The sequence below is a fragment of the Natronorubrum amylolyticum genome, assembly GCF_052040145.1.
In the GTDB taxonomy this organism is placed as follows: domain Archaea; phylum Halobacteriota; class Halobacteria; order Halobacteriales; family Natrialbaceae; genus Natronorubrum.
Genome location: NZ_JBPPFW010000001.1, coordinates 1,165,822 through 1,184,191, shown reverse-complemented (window position 1 = coordinate 1,184,191; position 18,370 = coordinate 1,165,822). Strand labels below are relative to the sequence as shown.

Genomic DNA, 18,370 nt, shown 5'->3' with positions numbered 1-18,370 from the left:
GGTCCGCGGCGGCGTTAGTTAATGGCTCCGTCTTCGGACGGTTTCATCGCCCCTCGAGAAACGCTTCGGCTGCCGTCTCGCCGTCGGCGTACAACGACTCGACGAACTCGGGGCTGCGCTCGAGTTTCGTCCGCCAGCCGAGATCCGACCGGCCGAATCGAATCCGTTCGATCTCAGTGTGGGTAAACTTCTCGGGGAGGTAGCCAGCTTCGATCCAGTCGTTGACGTGCTCGACGAAGCTCACTTCCGCGTTGAGCGACTTGTTCCCGGAAAGTTCGTTGCGGCGGTCAGCGATGCCGTCGGACGATTTCGGCACGCGATCGCGGCGTTCCGGATTGATCTTGACGATCCAGAGCTCGTCGGGATCCGGGGTCTCGCGATTCGTCACGAAGTCCTTGACCGGCGGATTCTTCGAGAACAGGCCGTCCCAGTAGTAGCTGCCGTCGACCTCGACGGCTTTGAACGCGTACGGGATCGCGGCCGACGCCAGGATCGCCTCCGGCGAGAGCTCGTCCTCGCGGAAGAGTTCGAACTCGCCGGTCAGCACGTCGATGGCGCTGATCAACAGCGCAGGCTCCGTCCCGTCCAACAGCTGCGGAATTGCCTCGAAGTCGACGTGGCGCTCGAGCAGGTCCAGAAACTCCCGCTTGCCCCAGTAGGCGGCCGGGGAGTGGTACGGGCTGACGTCGGGGAGCGGAACGCCCATGCGGCCGAGCTGGCTGGTCCAGCGGATCGCGCTGTTGGCCGCGCGGTCGATCGGCCCCTCGGCCGCCAGATCGGCCCAGTAGTCGGCGAGCAGCTCGTCCGGCTCGTGATCGGGGTGTTCGCGGCCGTACCACGCGAGCAGCGCACAGACCGCACCGCCGGAAGTTCCGCTGAAGCCGACGATATCGACCTCGCGCTCGAGGGTGGGATCGCTCAGCAGGCGGTCGAGGACGCCGGCGGTGAAGGCGGTGTGGCTGCCACCGCCCTGGCAGGCGATGGCGACGGACGTCGAGTCGGAGTCGGCGCTCATTTTGTGGGTGTTCGGTGGCCGTCGACAAGTTCGTTCGGCCTGATGTCGGTTGCTCGTGACTGTGAATTCAGCGACGAGTCGCTGCGCTGCGGTTGCGCTCGAGCCGAAAATGCGCATCGGGTGTCGGTACGCCTTCGACACGCATCCGGTGTCGGTACGCCTCCAACACGCATCCGGTGTCGGTACGCCTTTATCGCTCCCGGGCCTGTCACCACCAATGACGCTTCCGGTCGAAGTCCTGCTCGGGCTCTATCTCGGTCTCCTAACGGGGATCGTTCCCGCATTCGTCGCCGGCTCGCTCGGTTTTCTCGTTCGCTACTTTACGGGTGTCACGCTGCCCGGGTTCGGTGTCGTCGTCCTCGCGCTCTCGATCGCCAGCGTGCAGGGGGGCCTGCTGGGGCTCGTCGAACCCAACATCGCGCAGTCGCCGCGGCTATTAGTGGCCGTCCTCGTCGTCCTCATGCTCGCGCTCTACGCCCACAGCCAGGGCGACAAACTCGGTGCGGAACTGCCTCGCCGACTCTCTTTCACCTCGATCCGCCAACGAACGCTCTCAGCCGACGTCGTCGAACTCGTCGGAAATATGGGCCAGGTCACGGTTCGCCCATCGGGAGACATTCGGGATATGCAGGGCTATCCCCCGCTCTCGCCGGATCTCCGCGGGACGCTGAAGAACGGCTCGTGGAAGCTCCCGGCCGACATCCCGCTCTCGGAACTCGAGGTCCGCCTCGAGGAGCGCCTGCGGACGGACCACGATCTGGCCGACGTCGACGTGGCGATCGACGAACAGGCCCGCGCGACGATCGTCGCGGCGCCGCCGTCGGGCGGACTCTCGCGGCGGGTCCCGGACGGCCAGCGCGCGGTCTCGCTCGCGACGCTGGTCCCGACGGGGCTGGCCCGTGGGGACGAGGTGACCGTCAGCGCCGGTGAGCGAACGATTTCCGGGACGATCCTGAGTGCGCGAACCGAAATCGACGCGGAACGCGCCGAGAGCGCGGACGACGAGTCTGGGGACGGACCGTCCGGAACGGCGGTCACCGACGGCGGCGAGGACGCACCGGCGCTGGATTCGGAGCCGAAACCGACGACCGCGAGCGCGGGCGGTGTCGGCCGCGTCACCGTCTCCGTCGCCCGCCGAGACGCCAAAGCGTTGCTCGAGACCGATCGGCCGCGGATCCGGGTCCGCTCGCGCGGCACCAGTCGCGAGTTCGAGGCGTTCGCCCTGGTCAGACGAGTCGGATACGCGATCCGGCGCGTCACCGTCGGGCCGACCGGCGCCGGCGATTCGACCGCCGACGCAGTCTCCTCGGGAACCGTGACGATCCTCGCGATTCGCCGCCACGGGAGCGAGACGAGCGGTCGCCGCCACGGCTGGGTGTTCGGCCCCGGCATCGAACGGCGACTCGAGGCGGGCGACGAACTGTTCGTCGCGGGCCCCGAGCGGACGATCGACGAGTTCGTGGAGGGCCTCGAGGAATGAGCGCCGCACACGTCGAATCCGTGGCCGCGCTGTTCGTCCTCGCCGCCGTTGTCCCACCGTTCGCCCTCGATCCCGTCGTCGCCCAGACGCTCCCCTCGGAGACGCTGGTGGACGCCGTCGTTCGCATCCTCGGCTTCGGGCTGCTCGCAGCCGGAACTGGTGCGACGGTGGCGTTCGTCTTTCGCTGGTACAGCGCGGACGAGATTCCCGAGGGCATCGCCATCTTGCTCGGCGTGACGATGGTCGCGATCTGGCTGAACACGCAGTCCGCCCTCCAGGATGCGATCATCGGCGACACGGGGCTCCTCGAGCCCGCGACGGCCGTCTACACCGTCGCGGCCTTCACCGCGAGCGCGATCGCCGCCGACGGCGGCCGCCGAGCGGGCGACTACCTCGCGCGGGACGCGTTCGCCGCGACGGCTCCCCGAACGATGACGGAGGTCGGCCAACTCGTCCGCTCGGCGGGCCGCGTCGTCACCGTCGAACTCCCCGAGACCATCGCCGACATCGACGGCTACGACTCCGTCGACCCCACGACGAAGGCGGAACTCGCGGGCCAGACGTTCCTCTTTCCGCGGCGGCTCACCACCGATCGGCTCCGCGAGCGGCTGATCGATCGCCTCGAGCGCGACCACGGCATCGGCCACGTCGACGTCGAATTTGCCGACGACGGCACGATCTCCCACCTCGGCCTCGGCAGCCGGCCGGCCGGGATCGGGCCGACGCTCGCGCCGGGCAGCGTCGCCGTCGCGGTCCGAGGCGATCCCGCACCCGACGCCAGTCCGGGCGACGCGGTCCGCATCTGGCGGCGCGAGGGCGACTCACTGCGACGGGTGACCGGCGGCGAACTCCGCGGCGTGGCCGACGACGTCGCGACCGTCGCCGTCGACGCCGACGACGCGGAATCACTCGAGTCCGACGCCGCCTACCGACTCGTGACGCTTCCCCGGAGCCCGGGCGCGGAGCGCGACCTCGTGTCCCTGCTGCGGGCGGCCGACGAAACGGTGACGACGCTCCCCGTCGCGGCCGGCGACGGACTCGAGGGGGCGACCGTCGGCACCCTCCCGGTGCTCGTCGTCGCCGTCGAGCGCGGGACGTCGGCAGCCGACGCCGCCGACCACCTCGCGTTGCCCGACGGAGAAACGCGGCTCGAGGCCGGCGATACGGCGTACGTGCTCGGCCGTCCGGAGGCGCTCCGACGGGTGTCCGAGATCGCACAGACGCGCGGATCGAATACGGAGTCGGCTGCAGCCGCGGGAGAGCCATCACCAGCGGAGTCGGTGTCGCCGGCGAACCGTACACGGGAGCGGTAGCTACTTGCCGTCGGCACCGATATCGCCACGTATGCCTACGGAGTGGAAGCTCTTTGCCGACCTCGCGGAGCGCGCAGGCGACAAACACGTCACCGTCGACGCGTCGGCCGGTGATACCGTCGGAGACGCCCTCGAGCAACTCGTCGCGGACCGATCAGCGCTCGAAGAGCGCGTCCTGGACGACGGCGACCTGCGCTCACAGATCAACGTGCTTCGCAACGGAACGAACGTCTTAGTCGAGGAGGAGGGCCTCGAGACGGAACTCGAAGAGGGAGACGAACTGGCGCTGTTTCCGCCGGTCAGCGGCGGATAGCGCCCCGTCGCGCCGCGGTTCGCTCCATCCGACTCACTTGTTTCCGTCGGAGTCGGCTGCGGAATCGATTTCGACCGTCACGCCGTTCGGTTCGAAGGCGTTCGCCGCGTAGCCGCCCTCGTTCCAGGGGAACTCGTCGTTCTCGAGCGCCCCGTCCCAGGCGTCGGGCGCGGAGATGGTCGCCGGCTGTCGTCGCTCGAGTTCGTCGGTCGCGCGCGACACGAGCGTGTGGTGACCGGGCGTTGCGTCCCAGTCGTACCGAAACAGCCGCCACGCGCCGGCGTAGTCGGGACCGAACAGCTCCGCGTCGTCCCACGTTTCGCCGCCGTCGGTCGAGAGCTCTACGCGGTCGACCGCGTCGTCGCCCGCCCAGGCGACGCCCCGAATTTCGACCGTTCCGTCCGCTCTCGGCGTGACGGGTGACTCCCCGTCGGGGCTCCCGATCACCGACATCACGTTCGCGTCGAACGTGTAGGGGTGATCGACCGCGCCCTCGAGTTGTTCCCAGGTGTCGACCGTCTCGATCGTCTCGTTCGGTTCGGGGTCGGTCTCCGGGGGGTGAATCCGGTAGGCCTCTTGCTGCCAGTAGGCGTGTTCGCCCGGTCGATCGAGCGAGCCCTGAACCACCATCGAGTCCGTGACTCGGAGCTCCTCGACCCACTTGACGTTGTTGACGCCGTACCAGCCGGGAACGATCAAACGGACCGGATAACCGTGCTCCCGCGGGAGCGTCTCGCCGTTCACTCCGAAGGCGAGGATGCAGCCGTCGGTCGCTTTCTCGAGCGGGATCGACCGCGCGAAGACGTCGTCTCCGTCGGCGGGGTCCCCGCCGACCGCGGTCAACCACTTCCCCTCGACGGACTCCACGCCGTGGTCGCGGAGGATCGAGCCGAGCGGCGCGCCGGTCCAAATCGCGGTGGCGGCGGCCTCGAACCCCCACTGGACGCTTCCCGTTTCGGGGTCGTGTTGCCCGCGGCCGTTCCCCGCACACTCCATCGTGTGGGCGACCGCGACGGTGGGGTACTCGTCCACGATTTCGCCTATCGAAAGCTCTGCCTCGGCCTGTCCGGTGAGCGAGACGTTCCACGCGTCGGCGTCGGCGTCCGGAATGTCGTTCCGATGGCAGACGAAGTGCTCTTCGATGGGTGTCAACCAGTTCGCGAAGGTATCCCGCCGGGCTGGCCCGACGACCGTGTACTTGTCCGCCTCGTCTCGAACCGGTCTCACGCCTCCCTCCTTCGCTTTCAGTATCGCCTCGATCTCGTCGTGGCGGCTCTCTCGCGGGGTTTCGGCGACCATATCGTCGTCACCCACGCTAGCACGCACCAAGTAGAGGTAGCCCACCCGTCAGTACCGCTGAACGAGCGGCGTCTCGCGGGCTTCGAAAACGCGAGTGAGCCGACGATCGTCCTCCTGCAGAGCCCGAAACCGACGGCTCGCCCCCGTTAGTCGACGGTCAAGTCGATCCCGAGCACGAAGTCCGGTTCGTCGGAGAGTCCCGCTCCGGCGTAGGGGACGTCACAGACGTACCGGGCGGTTTCTGGGATCAGGACGCGGGCCTCGTCGGCTCCGCAGTCGGCCGCGTCTCGAGCGATCGCCGCGAACAGCGAGCGGGCGGCGTCGACGTCCTCCCACGCGCCGACGCCGTACTCGGCCCACGTCTCGGTTTTGGGTTCCGTGTCGTCGCCGCTCGAGTCGACATCGTCATCGTTCCCGACGGTCCGCTCGTACGTTCGGCTCCGGTAGGCCGCTCCCGCGAGTCCATCGTCGCCCACGACGGCGAACACCGCCGACTCGTCGGCGAAGCGCTCGAAGTCCTCGCGCGTGAGTTCGCGGACGGCCCACGACTCCTCGGGATCGAGCCCGAGCCCGGCCAGGTGCTCGCGGGCGTCGCTGTGGGTCCAGTAGCGCCAGGCGGCCGTCGGGTCCCTCGAGACGCGATGTGGTCCCTCGGCGTCGGGATCAGGGGTGGGATGGGCGAACCGGAACTCCGTGATCGGCTCGTAGCCGCTCGAACGGGCGGCCCCGATCGAGACCGCGTTCCACGAGAAGATCATGATCCGGCCGACCGACGCACCGCGTTCGCGAGCCCACTCGAAGCAGGCCTCGGTCAACCGCTGGCTCACGCCCTGTCGCCGGTGGTCGGCCGAGACGCGCATCCCCTGGAACCAGGCCTCATCGGAGGTGAGCATGACGGCCTGGACGATGCCTGCGGCCTCGCCGTCGACCTCCGCGAGGAACGTTTTCCTATCCTCGGCGTCGTCGTCCTCGAGCCAATCGTGGTAGATTTTCGGGATGTAATCGCCGCCCCGATCCGGCCAAATGTCGCTCGTGAACTCGACCACGGCCTCGTAGTCGTCGTGGGTCGCCCGGCGGATCTCGACCGGCGTCTCGGTCTCCAGATTGGGAACCATGGTTCGGTGAACGCACCTGAGGCAGTCACGCGGGAAAGCGCTTTTCAGACGGACGCAGCGTGCCGTGAAATCGCATACCTGCGATTGGGTGACGGGACGGATCGTCCGCCCCGAACCACTGTCGAGACGGTCGGTTTCGCGATTACTCCCAGGGAACCGATCGCTCCTGAATTTCGCCGTCTAACGAGGTACCCATCGCCTCTTCAACGTCCTCGCTGTGCTCGAGCGCCCACATCAGCTTCACCTTCGCCGTCCCGGGCAGGGTGTCGCCGGCCTCGATGACGCCGCCCTCGAGCAGATCCCGGCCCGTGTCGTACACGCGGTCACAGACCCGCCCTTCGAGACATTGACTGGTCATGACGACCGTCGTCCCGTCCTCGATCAGTTCCTCGATGCGGGGGATCAGGTCGGTGTGAACGTGGCCGAGACCGGTACCTTCGATCACCAGCCCCGCCGCCCCTTCGACGACGTCGAGGAAGGCGGGGTCCATTCCGGGCGTGAACTTGAGGAGTTCGACGTCGGACTCGAGGGCGTCGCGAAGCTCGAGATCGGTCTCGCCTCGCTGTTGGTACTCTCGTCGAAACGTGATCTCCTCCGTCTCGTACTCGACCTCGCCCAGCGGCTCCGCGCCGACGGTCTCGAAGGCGTCGCGACGCGAGGTGTGGTTCTTCCGGACGCGGGTGCCGCGATGCAGCGCACAGACGTCGTCGCTCTCGGAGGCGTGCATGCAGACCAGCACCTCCGCGCAGTCGCTCTTGGCGGCTTCGACGGCCGAGACGGCGTTCATCACGTTGTCCGAGGAAGGCCGATCGGCCGAGCGCTGGCTGCCCGTGAAGACGATCGGGACGGGCGTCTCGAGCATGAATGCGAGCGCCGACGCGGAGTACTGCATCGTGTCGGTGCCGTGCATGACGACGACGCCGTCGGCGCCGGCCTCGATCTCCTCGGAGACCGCCCGCGCGAGGTCCTGCCAGAGCGGCGGCTCCATGTTCTCCGAGAGGATGTTGGCGACGACTCTCCCGCGGTAGTTCGCGCGGCCGGCGAGATCCGGCACCGCGCGAAGGACGTCCTCGGCGTCGAACTGGGCTGTCACGGCGCCCGTGCGGTAATCGACCGTCGACGCGATGGTGCCGCCCGTCGAGATCAGCGAGATCGTCGGCAGCTCGTCGTCGAACTCGATCTCGGAGACGCTCCCCTCTTCACCCGCGGTATCGCCGTCGATCTCGTAGACGTCTTCTTCGAGCAGTTCGACGTCGGCGCCCTCCCGGTCGACGCCGACGTTGTAGCCGCCCTCGAGTTTGACGACGAGGTGGTCGTCGGTACTCGAGGGGAGCAACACGCCTTCGTACGTGCGATCCGCGCGGTCGACGCGAACGCGATCGCCTGGGTTCATGTGGTGGCGTTGCGCGGGGTCGGACTTGAAGGCACGCTTTCGGCGCGCCCGCGACCGTCCATGAGACTATGGTGCCCCGAGCCGTACCACTCTCGTGCGACGACGAGACGTACTCTGCTCGGTCGGCACGGCCCCGCTTCTGAGTGCGATCAGCGGCTGTGCCGGGCCGACGGCCGACGAGCGCCGGCGGATTCTCGGCGCCTATCCGGGCGAAAACGCCGCGTCCCCGGAGCGGTTCCGCCCATTCGAGCGGTGGCTCGAGACCCGTTTCGGCGTGCTCACGCTGTACGTGAACGCGGACGACGACGAGCGCGTGCGTCGGCAGTTTCTCTCCGGGATGACCGAGGTCTGGCAGACCGGTCACGTGCCGATGGTGACCTGGCTCTCCTACACCGATTCGGAGTCGGAGACCGCATCGACGATCACGCGACAGGTTCGCGACGGCGAGTACGACGACGTCCTCGAGTGGTGGGTGGAAGCACTCGCGGCGTGGTTGGCGACCGACGATCCGGTGATCGACGGGCCGCGGCGGCTCTACTTCAGACCGTTTCCGGAGATGAACGGGGACTGGCTCCCCTGGAGCGTGCTCGAAGCGGGCGATGCCGAGGCCTTCGTGGACGCCTGGCGGTACGTCCACGGGCGGCTGATGGACGCGGTCGATGCGATCGGCGCGGACGACCCACGGGATCGGGTGCAGTGGCTCTGGAACCCGAACGCGACGGAACACGGGGCGGTGCACACGGAGGCGAGCTACCCCGGCGACGAGTACGTCGACTGGGTCGGCATCGACGGCTACAACTTCGGCGATAGCCCGATGGGGGACGGCTGGCAGTCGCCGGACTCGATCTTCGAACCGATGCGCGACAGGCTCGCGGCCCTCACCGATCGTCCCCTATCCATTCCCGAGTTCGGGACGACCTCGAGTCGGGACGGCGGCCACGACGTCCAGGCTAAACGCGAGTGGATCGACGACGTTTTCGACTACGTCGAAGCGACCGACGTCCGAATGGCGTGCTGGTTCAACATCGACAAGGAAACCGACTGGGCGGTGTTCGGCGGCGCTCGCGGAACGGAGACGTTCGAAGACCCGCGTGACGGTGAGCGGTATCGGGTCTACGACGCCTTTCGTGAACGGGTCCAACGCGGCGAGTACGTGGGCGGGAGCACGGGGCGTCCCGGCGTTCTCTCCGACGCGCAGTTTCGGGGCGAGTTTTAGCGCCCCCGCACGTCCGGCGATGATCGCACTGCCGGCGCCGTCGATACGCAAGTCACCGGCTCGTCGAGAGGGCCTCGAGCGCGGATCCCGTCGTCCGCTGGGGTGGGCTGCCCCGATCCGTCGGGCTTTTGGCCGTTCGGATCGGACGAGCGTATAGCAACGAATGGCCCGGTACCACATCGAGACGTACGGCTGTACGTCCAACCGCGGGGAGAGCCGTGAGATCGAGCGACGGCTCCGCGATGCGGGCCACTACCGGGTCGACGGCGCCGATGAGGCCGACGTCGCCATCCTGAACACCTGTACCGTCGTCGAGAAGACCGAGCGGAACATGCTCCGTCGCGCCGAAGAACTGGCCGACGAGACCGCGGACCTGTTCATCACGGGCTGTATGGCCCTCGCCCAGGGCGAGGAGTTCGCGAAGGCGGAGGTCGACGGGCAGGTGCTCCACTGGGACGAGGTGCCCGAGGCCGTCACGAACGGCGAGTGTCCGACGACGACGCCCGACGCCGAGCCGATTCTTGACGGCGTCGTCGGCATCCTGCCCATCGCGAGGGGCTGTATGTCCGACTGTTCGTACTGCATCACCAAGCACGCGACGGGCAAGATCGAGTCGCCGTCGATCGAGGAGAACGTCGAAAAAGCTCGCGCACTGATCCACGCCGGCGCGAAGGAGATCCGAATCACGGGCCAGGACACCGGCGTCTACGGCTGGGACGAGGGCGAGCGCAAACTGCACCGCCTGCTTGAGCAGATCTGCGAACTCGAGGGCGAGTTCCGCGTTCGCGTCGGGATGGCTAACCCGAAGGGCGTCCACGGCATCCGCGAGGAACTGGCCGACGTCTTCGCCGAGTACGACGAACTCTACGACTTCCTGCACGCGCCGGTGCAGTCGGGCAGCGACGACGTGCTCGGCGATATGCGTCGCCAGCACCAGGTCGAGGAGTATCTCGAGGTTATCGACGCCTTCGACGCGGCCCTCGATTACTGGACGCTCTCGACGGACTTCATCGTCGGCTTCCCGACCGAGACGGACCACGACCACGCACAGTCGATGGCCCTGCTGCGCGAGACGCGACCCGAGAAGGTCAACGTCACCCGATTCTCGAAGCGGCCGGGCACCGACGCCGCCCAAATGAAGGGTCTCGGCGGGACGCTCAAGAAGGAGCGCTCGAAGGAAATGAGCGCAGCCAAGCGCGAAATCGTCGGCGAGGCCTACGCCGACATGGTCGGTGAGACCCGCGAAGACGTGCTGGTCGTCGAGGAGGGCACCGCCGACTCCGTGAAGTGTCGGGACTCGGCCTACCGGCAGATCATCGTACAAAATGCGAGCGAGCACGGCCTCGAGCCCGGCGATTTCGTCGACTGCGAGGTGACGGCTCACGAGACGATGTACGCGTTCGGAAAGCCAGTGTAGCTCGGTTACGGGCCGCTTTCCTCAGAGTTCGTCGATAGCCGCTTCGATCTCCTCGCGCGGCAGCGGCGAGATCCAGTCGTCCGCGACGAACGCGTACTGGACCTCCCGGTCGGCGTCGAGGACGAACGCGGATCGCCACGGCGTCGAGACGTTGGCCATGTGGTCGCGGTCGGCGAGCAGGTCGAGCGACTCGCTCACTTCGCCGTTGACATCCGCGAAGAAGCGAAACGCGGGCTCGTTCAGCCAGCGCAGGAACTCGTTTTGCGCGTAGGGGCCGTCGCGACTGACGCCTAACACCGAGACGTCCTCGAACTCGCCCCAGCCGGCGCGAACGAACTGCTTCCACCAGTTCTGTGCGATCGCGCTGAACGCGAAGCCGGTACAGATCAAGACGCCGCCCCGATCCCCGAGCGCTTCGTCGAGCGCCGTCGAGCGGAACGTCTCGCCGTCGCACAACAGTGCCTCGAACGCCGGAACGGTGTCGCCCTCGGTCGGTGGCATACCCCGTCTCCCCCGCGAAGCGACAAAAACCTCCGTTCCGCGGCAGAACCCCCACCGACGCGCGCTGGCACCGACGCCGACGCGCGTTGGCACCCACGCTTTTGTCGGCGCGAGCCGAATGGACGGCTATGGTAACCCTGTATCAGCTCGAGGGCTGTCCGTACTGCGAACTCGTCGCCGACCGCCTCGACGAACTCGAGGTCGACTACGAGAGCGTCTGGACCGAAGGGCTGCATTCGAAGCGAAACGAGGTCAAGCGGATTTCAGGGCAGCGGCAGGTCCCCGTCATCGTCGACGACGAGCGCGGCGTCACGATGCCCGAATCCGAACGCATTCTCGACTATCTCGAGGCGAACTACGCCTGACCTCGAGGCGAACTATGCTGTCCCCCGTCGCCAGAACCAGCTACTCGTCCTCGAGACCGTGCGGATCGAGACCGGGATCCTCGACGGCGGGGGCCCCGATCGCGAGGACGACGCCCTGTTCGTCGCCGACGTTGCGATGGCCGTGACCGATCTCCGGCCGCGCCATCCAGAACGTCCCCGGCCCGGCGTCGACGTACTCCTCCTCGCCGGAACGGCCGAGTTTTACGGAGAACTCCCCCTCGAGGACGTAGTATAGCTCCTCTTGCTCGCTGTGGGCGTGGTACTGGATCTCCTCGCCGGGCTCGAAATACCAGAGTTTGAGCTGGACGTGCTCGGTGGGGAGCACCTCGTCTAACGCGCGGATCTGGAGGTCCGGCGGCACTTCGTCTATCTCCGAGAGATCCGTCTTCGGTACGTCGTCGGTGTGGACGACCTCGTACTCCATGACGCTCGATAGCACGCGACAGCGCCGCAAAAACGTATGGTCGACCGGGGTATCGTGCCGGTAGTTGCCAGCGCGCGAGACGCCCGTCAGTCGATCCCCACTCGTCAGTCGATCCCCACTCGTCAGTCGATCCACGCTCATCAGCCGATCCCACTCGTCACTCGAACCTGATGGCTTCGTCCTCGTCGTCGGGAACGATGGCCCCCTCCTGTCCGGCGAACGCCTCGCGGACGCGGTCGTACGTCTCCTCGAGCGCCTCGACGATCACCGACGTGTCGCTGAGGACGGGCATGAAGTTGGTGTCGCCCTCCCAGCGCGGGACGACGTGCGTGTGCAGGTGGTCGTCGATGGAGCCGCCGGCTCCGTCACCCAGGTTCAAGCCGGCGTTGAAGCCGTTCGGCTCGAGGGCGGCCTCGAGGGCGTCGAACGTTCGCTGTTTCAAGCGGGCGTGATCGAGCAGTTGCTCGTCGGTGAGGTCTCGGTAGTCTCCCGTGTGCGTTCGGGGTATCACCATCGCGTGGCCCGGGTTGTACGGGTAGTTGTTCAGCATGACGAAGGCCTGTGCGCTCCGTGCGAGCAGCAAATTCTCGCGATCCGCGCTTCGCTCCGGCAGCTCGCAGAAGACGCAGTCGTCGATATCGGGGTTCTTGTCCTCGCGTTTGATCCAGTCGATCCGCCACGGTGCGAACACCTGTTCCATACCGATGCCCACTCGAGACGGCCCTAAAGCGTTTCACTCCCGGTTCCGGTCCGAGCCCCGTCGTAAACGGTCCTTGTACTGCTCCAATCAGTGACTGTAGCCCGAGAACGAATCTCAGGGAGACATGCATGAACGGTAATAAACGCTCTCGTGGCCGGAGAGGGCATCTAGAGAGGTTTCGTCCAGTTGTTCGACTCAGCGCTCGAAATGAAACAGGGATTTAAGACCGTACTGACGAAAGGAGTCCGCTAATGGCAACGACTGACGACTCCGTCAACGGGATGACCGAGCATTGCGACGACTGCGATCTGGACACGCTCCACGAGGTGTCCGTCCAGATTCGGACCGAGAGCCTCAAGAAAGAGAACGCCCAGTTCTCCCGCGAACCCTACCGCGTGGCCGAGTGCCAGCGCTGTGGGAATCGGACGAGCCAGCGGATGAACAACGCCTGAACGCACGATACGGTTCAAATACGGCGACGCACGGAACGGATCTCTCGATACCGCGCTCTCGCTCTCCCGACGCCTGGCGCCGTCCGCGCGTGACAGTGCGCTCTCTTCCGAGATTGACTCCTCTCTTTCGAGACTGCTCGACCCACGCCGCTCCAGAAAGACTGATCTCGACGCCCGGCTACTCCGTCGTCACTTCACAGCCGTCTTCGGTGATGATGATCGTGTGCTCTTTCTGGCTGACGAGGAAGCCATCGTCCTCTTTGAGCACCGGGTAGCCGTGGACGATGTTGTTGCGCTTGAGCCGACGCAGCGCCATCTCGGCGCGGTCGGTCTCGAGCCACCGCGTCGCGAAGGGCAGCGTGCGGAACTCCTCGGTGATCTGCTCGAGTGCGTCGCGAGCCTGTCGGTTTCTGACTGATCCCTCGCGCTCGAGCGAGAAGATCTCCTCGCTGGCGCCCTCGGTGACCTTGCCGCCGCCGTCGGTCGCGAACGGCTCGATCGCGACGACGTCGCCGACCTCGAGCGTCGTCCCCTGCGAGACGGAACGGTTCGGGATGTTGGGGCTAGTGTGTTGCTCCCAGTGGCCCAGCCCGTGGCCCGTGAGGTTCACGACGGGGTTGTAGCCGTAGCCGGTGATGACGTCCTCGATCTCGGCGCCGATGTCGCCGGTGTCGACGCCGGGTTCGATGATGTCGATCGCGGCCTCGAGGGCCTGCTCGGAGGCCTCGGCGAGTTCGGGGGTGCCCGAGAGGTCGACGGTGATCGCGGTGTCGGCCAGCCAGCCGTCGATGTGGACGCCGATATCTAAGTTGATCATCTCCTCGCCGAACGTCTCCTCGTCGTCGATCGACGGCGTGGCGTGGGCGGCCTCCTCGTCGATCGAGATGTTGACCGGGAACGCCGGTTTCCCGCCGAGTTCGCGGATGCGGTCCTCGGCGTACTCCGCGATTTCGAGGTGGCTCGCGCCGACCTCGACGCGTTCGGCTGTCTCTGTGCGGACCTGGGAGAGGATCTCCCCCGCTTCGCGGTGCTTTTCGTACTTCTCGGACTCGAGGTCCACCTCGGATTCGGCCATGCACCGGGGTTGTACCGGTCGACAAAAAGAGGTTCCGTCTCCGGTCGACTCCCGTTGGCGGCGCCGCTCAGGCCGGCGGTGTCGTCGAACGGTCGGTATCGACCCAGTCGCACTCCGAACAGGCGTCGACACCTTGTACGTTCGAGAGCCTCGAGGCGCACTCCGGACAGTGCCGGGCCGCGTGGTATGGGGCTTCGAGCATCGAGTGCGACGATGGTCACGACGATATTAAAAGTACCTCACGTCAATCGTCGAAATCTCATCGGGCTATCGCCGGTCCGCTCGGGCCGTCTGCATCGCGTCGCTGTTGTACGCCGAGCCGAGGGTTCCGTCGGAATCGATCGCGATGACGCCGGCCCGAGAGCCGGTGAGTTCGCCGAACTCCTCGATCGCAAGCGAGGTCGCCTCGTCGGCGTCACAGCCGCGCTCGACGTGGCGGGCGACCCGTCTCGAGAGCGTCACGCGGGCGATGTCTTCGCCGGCACCGGTCGCGCTGACCGCCGCGGCGGGCGAACAGTAGAAGCCGGAGCCGACCTGCGGGACGTCCCCGACGCGGCCGGCGAGCGCGAGCCACCGGCCGCCGGTCGAGGTCGCCGCCGCGAGGGAGTCGCCGTCGAACGCGACGGCACCGACCGTATCGTGGTCGAGGTCGCTGTCGGGCCGTTCGGGGTCGCTGTCCGGGTCCGCATCTTCGTCTCGACCGTCCGGATCGGAGTCGCCGTACCGACTGCGGATCCACTCGAGGTGGGCCCTGGAATCACCGGTCGGGGGTTCGAGATCGCTCCATTTCTCACGCGTGCGTTCCGACCAGAGGTCGACGCCGGTCTCGACGCCGTACGCGTCGGCCAGCGAGACGGCGTGATCGCCGGCGACGAAGCCGTGAGGCGTCTCCTCCATGACGACGCGGGCGACGCGAAGCGCGTGTTCGACGCCCGGCATCGAACAGGCGGCGCCGACGGAGCGATCGTCGGTCATCAGCCCCGCGTCGGTTCGGATCCCGCCGTCGCTCTGGACTGCGCTGCCGACGCCGGCGTTGAACCGCGGGTCGGACTCGAGAACCGCTACCGCCGCTTCGACCGCGTCGACGGGATCCGATTCCGCCGCGCCGGCGTCGGCGGCCTGCTCGAGAACGTCCTGTCTGGGTTCGGGCTCTTCGGGATCGCTACCGGCTCCGCCGTGTACGAGCACCTGCATACGGTCTCGAGCGAGCGCGGGGGAGGAGAACGTTTCGTGATCGATCGGCGGGACCGAATCCCGTACACTTACGACGGCAGCCTGTGTACCGCTGACGACAATGACGCCAGTCGCGATACTCGCCGTCTTCTGTGCGACGATGGCTGCCATCGCCGTCTGGCGACTGGCGACCGACGACCGCCGGGACCGGGTCGACGTCGGCTCGGCGCTCACCGTCGTCGGAATCACCGTGTTGGCCGCCTTGTGGGCCGCACTCGAGGAGGGGTGGCTGACGTCGATCGGACGGGGGACGCTGGGTGTCCTCGGTGCGTGCCTCGTCGGTGCTGGGGTCGTGTTGATGGTCCGCTACTGGGACGACCCCCCGGAACCGAACTGTTCGTAAGACCGATCGGAATCGGTCGCCAGCGACGCGACGGGAGCGGGACACTCGACGACGAGCGCGCTCGTCGTTTCAGTCGGGCGGATTTTCCGCTCCAGGGGTCGACAGTGTGCCGAGCGGCTGCATCCACCGCGATCGGCTGTCGCGTCGAATCGCCGTCCCGATCCGGTTTCGAACCGTCGGCATTTCGTCGTCCGTCGATAGAAATGGTAGACCTTTTACCCCCGTCGAAGAACCGTACAGACGAGATGAGCTACGACAAGATCGAGGTCCCGGAAGACGGGGAGAAGATCACGCTGAAAGAGGGTACCGAGGACGAACTCGAGGTGCCTGACAACCCGATTATCCCGATTATCTACGGTGACGGTGTCGGCAGTGACGTCGGTCCTGCCGCACAGAAGGTGCTCGAGGCTGCCGCAGAAGCGACCGGCCGCGATATCAACTGGATGCGCGTCTACGCCGGCGAGTCCGCCCGCGAGAAGTACGACGAGAACCTTCCCGACGAGACCGTCGAGGCCATCAAGGAACACCGCGTCGCGATCAAGGGGCCGCTGACGACGCCCGTCGGCGCCGGCTTCCGCTCGCTGAACGTCGGCCTGCGAAAGCTGCTCGACCTCTACGCGAACGTTCGACCGACCTATCACATGGACGGCGTTCCGTCCCCGGTCAAAGAGCCCGAGCAGATGGACATGGTCACCTTCCGTGAGAACACGGAAGACGTCTACGCCGGCATCGAGTGGGAAGCCGGTACCGACGAAGTCCAGCAGGTCAAGGAGTTCGTCGAGGGCGAGATGGGTGCCGACAACGTCATTCACGACGGCCCCGTCGGCATCGGCGTCAAGCCGATCACGGAGTTCGGAACGAAGCGACTCGTCCGCGAGGCCATCGACTACGCCCTCGAGAACGACCGCGACTCGGTCACGCTGGTCCACAAGGGCAACATCATGAAGTTCACCGAAGGCCAGTTCCGCGACTGGGGCTACGAGGTCGCCGAAGAGGAGTACGGCGACGAGGTCATCACCGAGGACACCCTCTGGGAGGAGCAAGACGGCGAAGTCGACGACGACACGCTCGTCGTCAACGACCGCATCGCGGACAACATGCTCCAGCAGCTCCTGACCCGAACGGACAACTACGATGTCATCGCCACGATGAACCTCAACGGGGACTACATGTCCGACGCCGCCGGCGCACAGATCGGTGGCCTCGGCATCGCCCCCGGTGGAAACTTCGGTGAGGGACGCATGCTCGCCGAACCCGTCCACGGCTCCGCACCGAAGTACGAGGGCCAGGACAAGGTCAACCCGACCGCGATGATCCTCTCGGGCCGCATGATGCTCGAGTACATGGGCTGGAACGACGCCGCCGACCTCGTCGTCGACGCCGTCGAGGAGACCATCTCCTCCGGCAAGGTCACCTACGACCTCGAACGACAGCTCGAGGACGCCGAAAAGCTCGCAACGAGCGAGTACGCCGAGGAAGTCGTCGCGAACATCGAAAAGCTCTCGTAGAGCGCTTCTCGGGCGTTCGGCTCGCGCCGAACACATCGAAAACTGGCGCAAGCCGACGTTTCAAAACGGACTTCGTCCGGCACGACCCCTCACTTTCTGCGTTTTTCTCGACCCCACTCGAGTCGCGACTCACCGGCGGATTATCGTCACCGCTCTCAGGGAAAATATCTATCACATACGGATGAAAACGAACGGGCATGCCCTCTAACACGGATCGCGACGACGACCGGTCCGCCGTCGCGAATCCGCTCGTGCGACTCCGTGCGGGTCGAGAACCAGGCGACGATCTCGCGGCGGCAGTCGTGGTCGTCGTCGTCGGGATGCTCGTTCCGTTGGTCGTCGCCTCGCGGTACGAACCTCACCTCGAACTGTACAGTAGCCCACAGCAGTACGTCGCACTGGCTGCGTTCGGCTTCGGGCTCGCGTCCTGGCTGGTCGTGGAGGGACTCGATCTCGATCGCGTCACCTTCGTCGGAACGGCGATCATCGCCCCGTGGCTCGTCCTGTTGGCGGTCCTCCCGCTGCTCTCCATGCTCGGCTTTCACTGGGTCGACAGCTTCGCGATCCGTCGTTCACTCGTCCAGTATCCGGTCGCAATCGGAACCGCCGGCACCAGCGCGGTCGTCCTTTCGCTGTTGACCGAGCAGCTATCTGTTCGTCACTCTCGCGCTCCGGGGCGCCGTACCGTCGCGTTTTCGACGGGTGCGGTGGCAGTTCTCGGGGTCGGTACCGTCGCCGCCGCTCGATACGCGTCGCCGCCCGCGGCGTCTATCGACGACGTCGACGTCGAGTACAGTGGCCGAGACGCGGAGTTTTTCGTCGCGCTCGAAGCCGAATCGACCGCATTCCACGTCGCGATCACCGCTCCCGACGGAACGATCGTCCGGAAACGAGTTCGGGACTTCGATCTCGAATACGGACCGATGCGAATCGTGGTCCCCCAGCCCGAGGACGCGGTTCATCGCGGCCGCTTCGACCTCGAAATCGTCTCGAACCTCGGGGCGACGATCGATTCGGCGTCGGTCACCGTCGACAACGGCTCGATGACGTCGATACGAGACGTCGAAACCGAGACGGACGGGAGCGACAGTAACCGTCACGACTACCGTCTCGAACGACGGTGACGTCGCCGCTATGGTCCGACTTGTCCTCCTCGGAACCGGCGGGGCCCGCCCAAGAAACGGCCT

20 protein-coding genes are annotated in these 18,370 nt (G+C 66.5%); 10 read left to right on the top strand and 10 right to left on the bottom strand.

Features of this window, described 5'->3' with window-relative positions:
* Positions 1-43: 43 nt before the first annotated feature.
* Complete coding sequence (locus tag ACSFDB_RS06100) at positions 44-1,015, bottom strand: patatin-like phospholipase family protein (RefSeq protein ID WP_440770114.1); 972 nt, start codon at positions 1,013-1,015, stop codon at positions 44-46.
* Between the two features lie 217 nt (positions 1,016-1,232).
* Between ACSFDB_RS06100 and ACSFDB_RS06095 the strand changes: the two genes are divergently transcribed.
* From ACSFDB_RS06095 to ACSFDB_RS06085, 3 genes are read left to right on the top strand one after another with little or no spacing between them, the layout of a single operon-like run.
* Positions 1,233-2,495, top strand: coding sequence for a DUF8167 domain-containing protein (locus ACSFDB_RS06095; protein WP_440770113.1), 1,263 nt, complete (start codon positions 1,233-1,235; stop codon positions 2,493-2,495).
* On the top strand, positions 2,492-3,808 hold the full coding sequence (locus ACSFDB_RS06090; RefSeq protein ID WP_440770112.1) for a DUF8167 domain-containing protein: 1,317 nt from the start codon (positions 2,492-2,494) through the stop codon (positions 3,806-3,808). Before ACSFDB_RS06095 ends, ACSFDB_RS06090 begins: the two co-directional genes overlap by 4 nt.
* A 31-nt stretch (positions 3,809-3,839) precedes the next feature.
* A complete protein-coding gene (locus ACSFDB_RS06085; protein WP_440770111.1) occupies positions 3,840-4,121 on the top strand; it encodes a ubiquitin-like small modifier protein 1 in 282 nt (93 codons plus the stop codon).
* 33 nt (positions 4,122-4,154) lie between these two features.
* Here ACSFDB_RS06085 and ACSFDB_RS06080 read toward each other — a convergent pair whose 3' ends face one another.
* The 3 genes from ACSFDB_RS06080 to gatD form a co-directional block, all read right to left on the bottom strand.
* A complete protein-coding gene (locus tag ACSFDB_RS06080) occupies positions 4,155-5,420 on the bottom strand; it encodes a sulfite oxidase (RefSeq protein ID WP_440770110.1) in 1,266 nt (421 codons plus the stop codon).
* Between the two features lie 146 nt (positions 5,421-5,566).
* Positions 5,567-6,535 carry a GNAT family N-acetyltransferase gene (locus ACSFDB_RS06075; protein ID WP_440770109.1) on the bottom strand — a complete coding sequence of 323 codons (969 nt, stop codon included), beginning with the start codon at positions 6,533-6,535 and terminating at the stop codon, positions 5,567-5,569.
* A 142-nt stretch (positions 6,536-6,677) separates the two neighbouring features.
* Entirely contained in the window at positions 6,678-7,928 is a 1,251-nt protein-coding gene (gene gatD, locus ACSFDB_RS06070) for a Glu-tRNA(Gln) amidotransferase subunit GatD (protein WP_440770108.1), read from the bottom strand.
* 94 nt (positions 7,929-8,022) lie between these two features.
* Between gatD and ACSFDB_RS06065 the strand changes: the two genes are divergently transcribed.
* A complete protein-coding gene (locus ACSFDB_RS06065) occupies positions 8,023-9,144 on the top strand; it encodes a glycoside hydrolase family 26 protein (protein WP_440770107.1) in 1,122 nt (373 codons plus the stop codon).
* A gap of 163 nt (positions 9,145-9,307) precedes the next feature.
* Positions 9,308-10,561 carry a tRNA (N(6)-L-threonylcarbamoyladenosine(37)-C(2))-methylthiotransferase gene (locus ACSFDB_RS06060; RefSeq protein WP_440770106.1) on the top strand — a complete coding sequence of 418 codons (1,254 nt, stop codon included), beginning with the start codon at positions 9,308-9,310 and terminating at the stop codon, positions 10,559-10,561.
* Positions 10,562-10,582: 21 nt separating this feature from the next.
* Here ACSFDB_RS06060 and ACSFDB_RS06055 read toward each other — a convergent pair whose 3' ends face one another.
* Positions 10,583-11,062 carry a redoxin domain-containing protein gene (locus ACSFDB_RS06055; protein ID WP_440770105.1) on the bottom strand — a complete coding sequence of 160 codons (480 nt, stop codon included), beginning with the start codon at positions 11,060-11,062 and terminating at the stop codon, positions 10,583-10,585.
* A gap of 128 nt (positions 11,063-11,190) precedes the next feature.
* On the opposite strand from ACSFDB_RS06055, the gene ACSFDB_RS06050 reads away from it, so the two are divergent.
* The gene (locus ACSFDB_RS06050) at positions 11,191-11,427 is read left to right on the top strand and encodes a glutaredoxin family protein (RefSeq protein WP_440770104.1); all 237 of its coding nucleotides are present in this window, start codon (positions 11,191-11,193) and stop codon (positions 11,425-11,427) included.
* A 40-nt stretch (positions 11,428-11,467) separates the two neighbouring features.
* Here the strand turns inward: ACSFDB_RS06050 and ACSFDB_RS06045 are convergent, their stop codons facing one another.
* Together ACSFDB_RS06045 and ACSFDB_RS06040 are read right to left on the bottom strand one after the other, a co-directional pair.
* Complete coding sequence (locus ACSFDB_RS06045; protein WP_440770103.1) at positions 11,468-11,872, bottom strand: cupin domain-containing protein; 405 nt, start codon at positions 11,870-11,872, stop codon at positions 11,468-11,470.
* A 157-nt stretch (positions 11,873-12,029) separates the two neighbouring features.
* Positions 12,030-12,572 carry an HIT family protein gene (locus ACSFDB_RS06040; RefSeq protein ID WP_440770102.1) on the bottom strand — a complete coding sequence of 181 codons (543 nt, stop codon included), beginning with the start codon at positions 12,570-12,572 and terminating at the stop codon, positions 12,030-12,032.
* A 251-nt stretch (positions 12,573-12,823) separates the two neighbouring features.
* Here ACSFDB_RS06040 and ACSFDB_RS06035 point away from each other — a divergent pair, with 251 nt between their 5' ends.
* Positions 12,824-13,024, top strand: coding sequence for a DUF7835 family putative zinc beta-ribbon protein (locus ACSFDB_RS06035; protein ID WP_006088794.1), 201 nt, complete (start codon positions 12,824-12,826; stop codon positions 13,022-13,024).
* A gap of 178 nt (positions 13,025-13,202) precedes the next feature.
* Here the strand turns inward: ACSFDB_RS06035 and map are convergent, their stop codons facing one another.
* From map to ACSFDB_RS06020, 3 genes are all read right to left on the bottom strand, one after another.
* Entirely contained in the window at positions 13,203-14,099 is an 897-nt protein-coding gene (gene map, locus ACSFDB_RS06030; RefSeq protein WP_440770101.1) for a type II methionyl aminopeptidase, read from the bottom strand.
* Positions 14,100-14,166: 67 nt separating this feature from the next.
* Positions 14,167-14,301, bottom strand: coding sequence for a hypothetical protein (locus tag ACSFDB_RS06025; protein WP_440770100.1), 135 nt, complete (start codon positions 14,299-14,301; stop codon positions 14,167-14,169).
* 65 nt (positions 14,302-14,366) lie between these two features.
* Complete coding sequence (locus ACSFDB_RS06020) at positions 14,367-15,293, bottom strand: isoaspartyl peptidase/L-asparaginase (RefSeq protein WP_440770099.1); 927 nt, start codon at positions 15,291-15,293, stop codon at positions 14,367-14,369.
* 100 nt (positions 15,294-15,393) lie between these two features.
* Between ACSFDB_RS06020 and ACSFDB_RS06015 the strand changes: the two genes are divergently transcribed.
* The 3 genes from ACSFDB_RS06015 (at position 15,394) to ACSFDB_RS06005 (ending at position 18,307) form a co-directional block, all read left to right on the top strand.
* On the top strand, positions 15,394-15,675 hold the full coding sequence (locus ACSFDB_RS06015) for a hypothetical protein (RefSeq protein ID WP_440770098.1): 282 nt from the start codon (positions 15,394-15,396) through the stop codon (positions 15,673-15,675).
* Between the two features lie 245 nt (positions 15,676-15,920).
* Positions 15,921-17,183, top strand: coding sequence for an isocitrate dehydrogenase (NADP(+)) (gene icd, locus ACSFDB_RS06010; RefSeq protein ID WP_440770097.1), 1,263 nt, complete (start codon positions 15,921-15,923; stop codon positions 17,181-17,183).
* A 197-nt stretch (positions 17,184-17,380) separates the two neighbouring features.
* Positions 17,381-18,307, top strand: a complete 927-nt coding sequence (locus ACSFDB_RS06005; RefSeq protein ID WP_440770096.1) for a hypothetical protein — start codon at positions 17,381-17,383, stop codon at positions 18,305-18,307.
* The last annotated feature ends 63 nt before the right edge of the window (positions 18,308-18,370 follow it).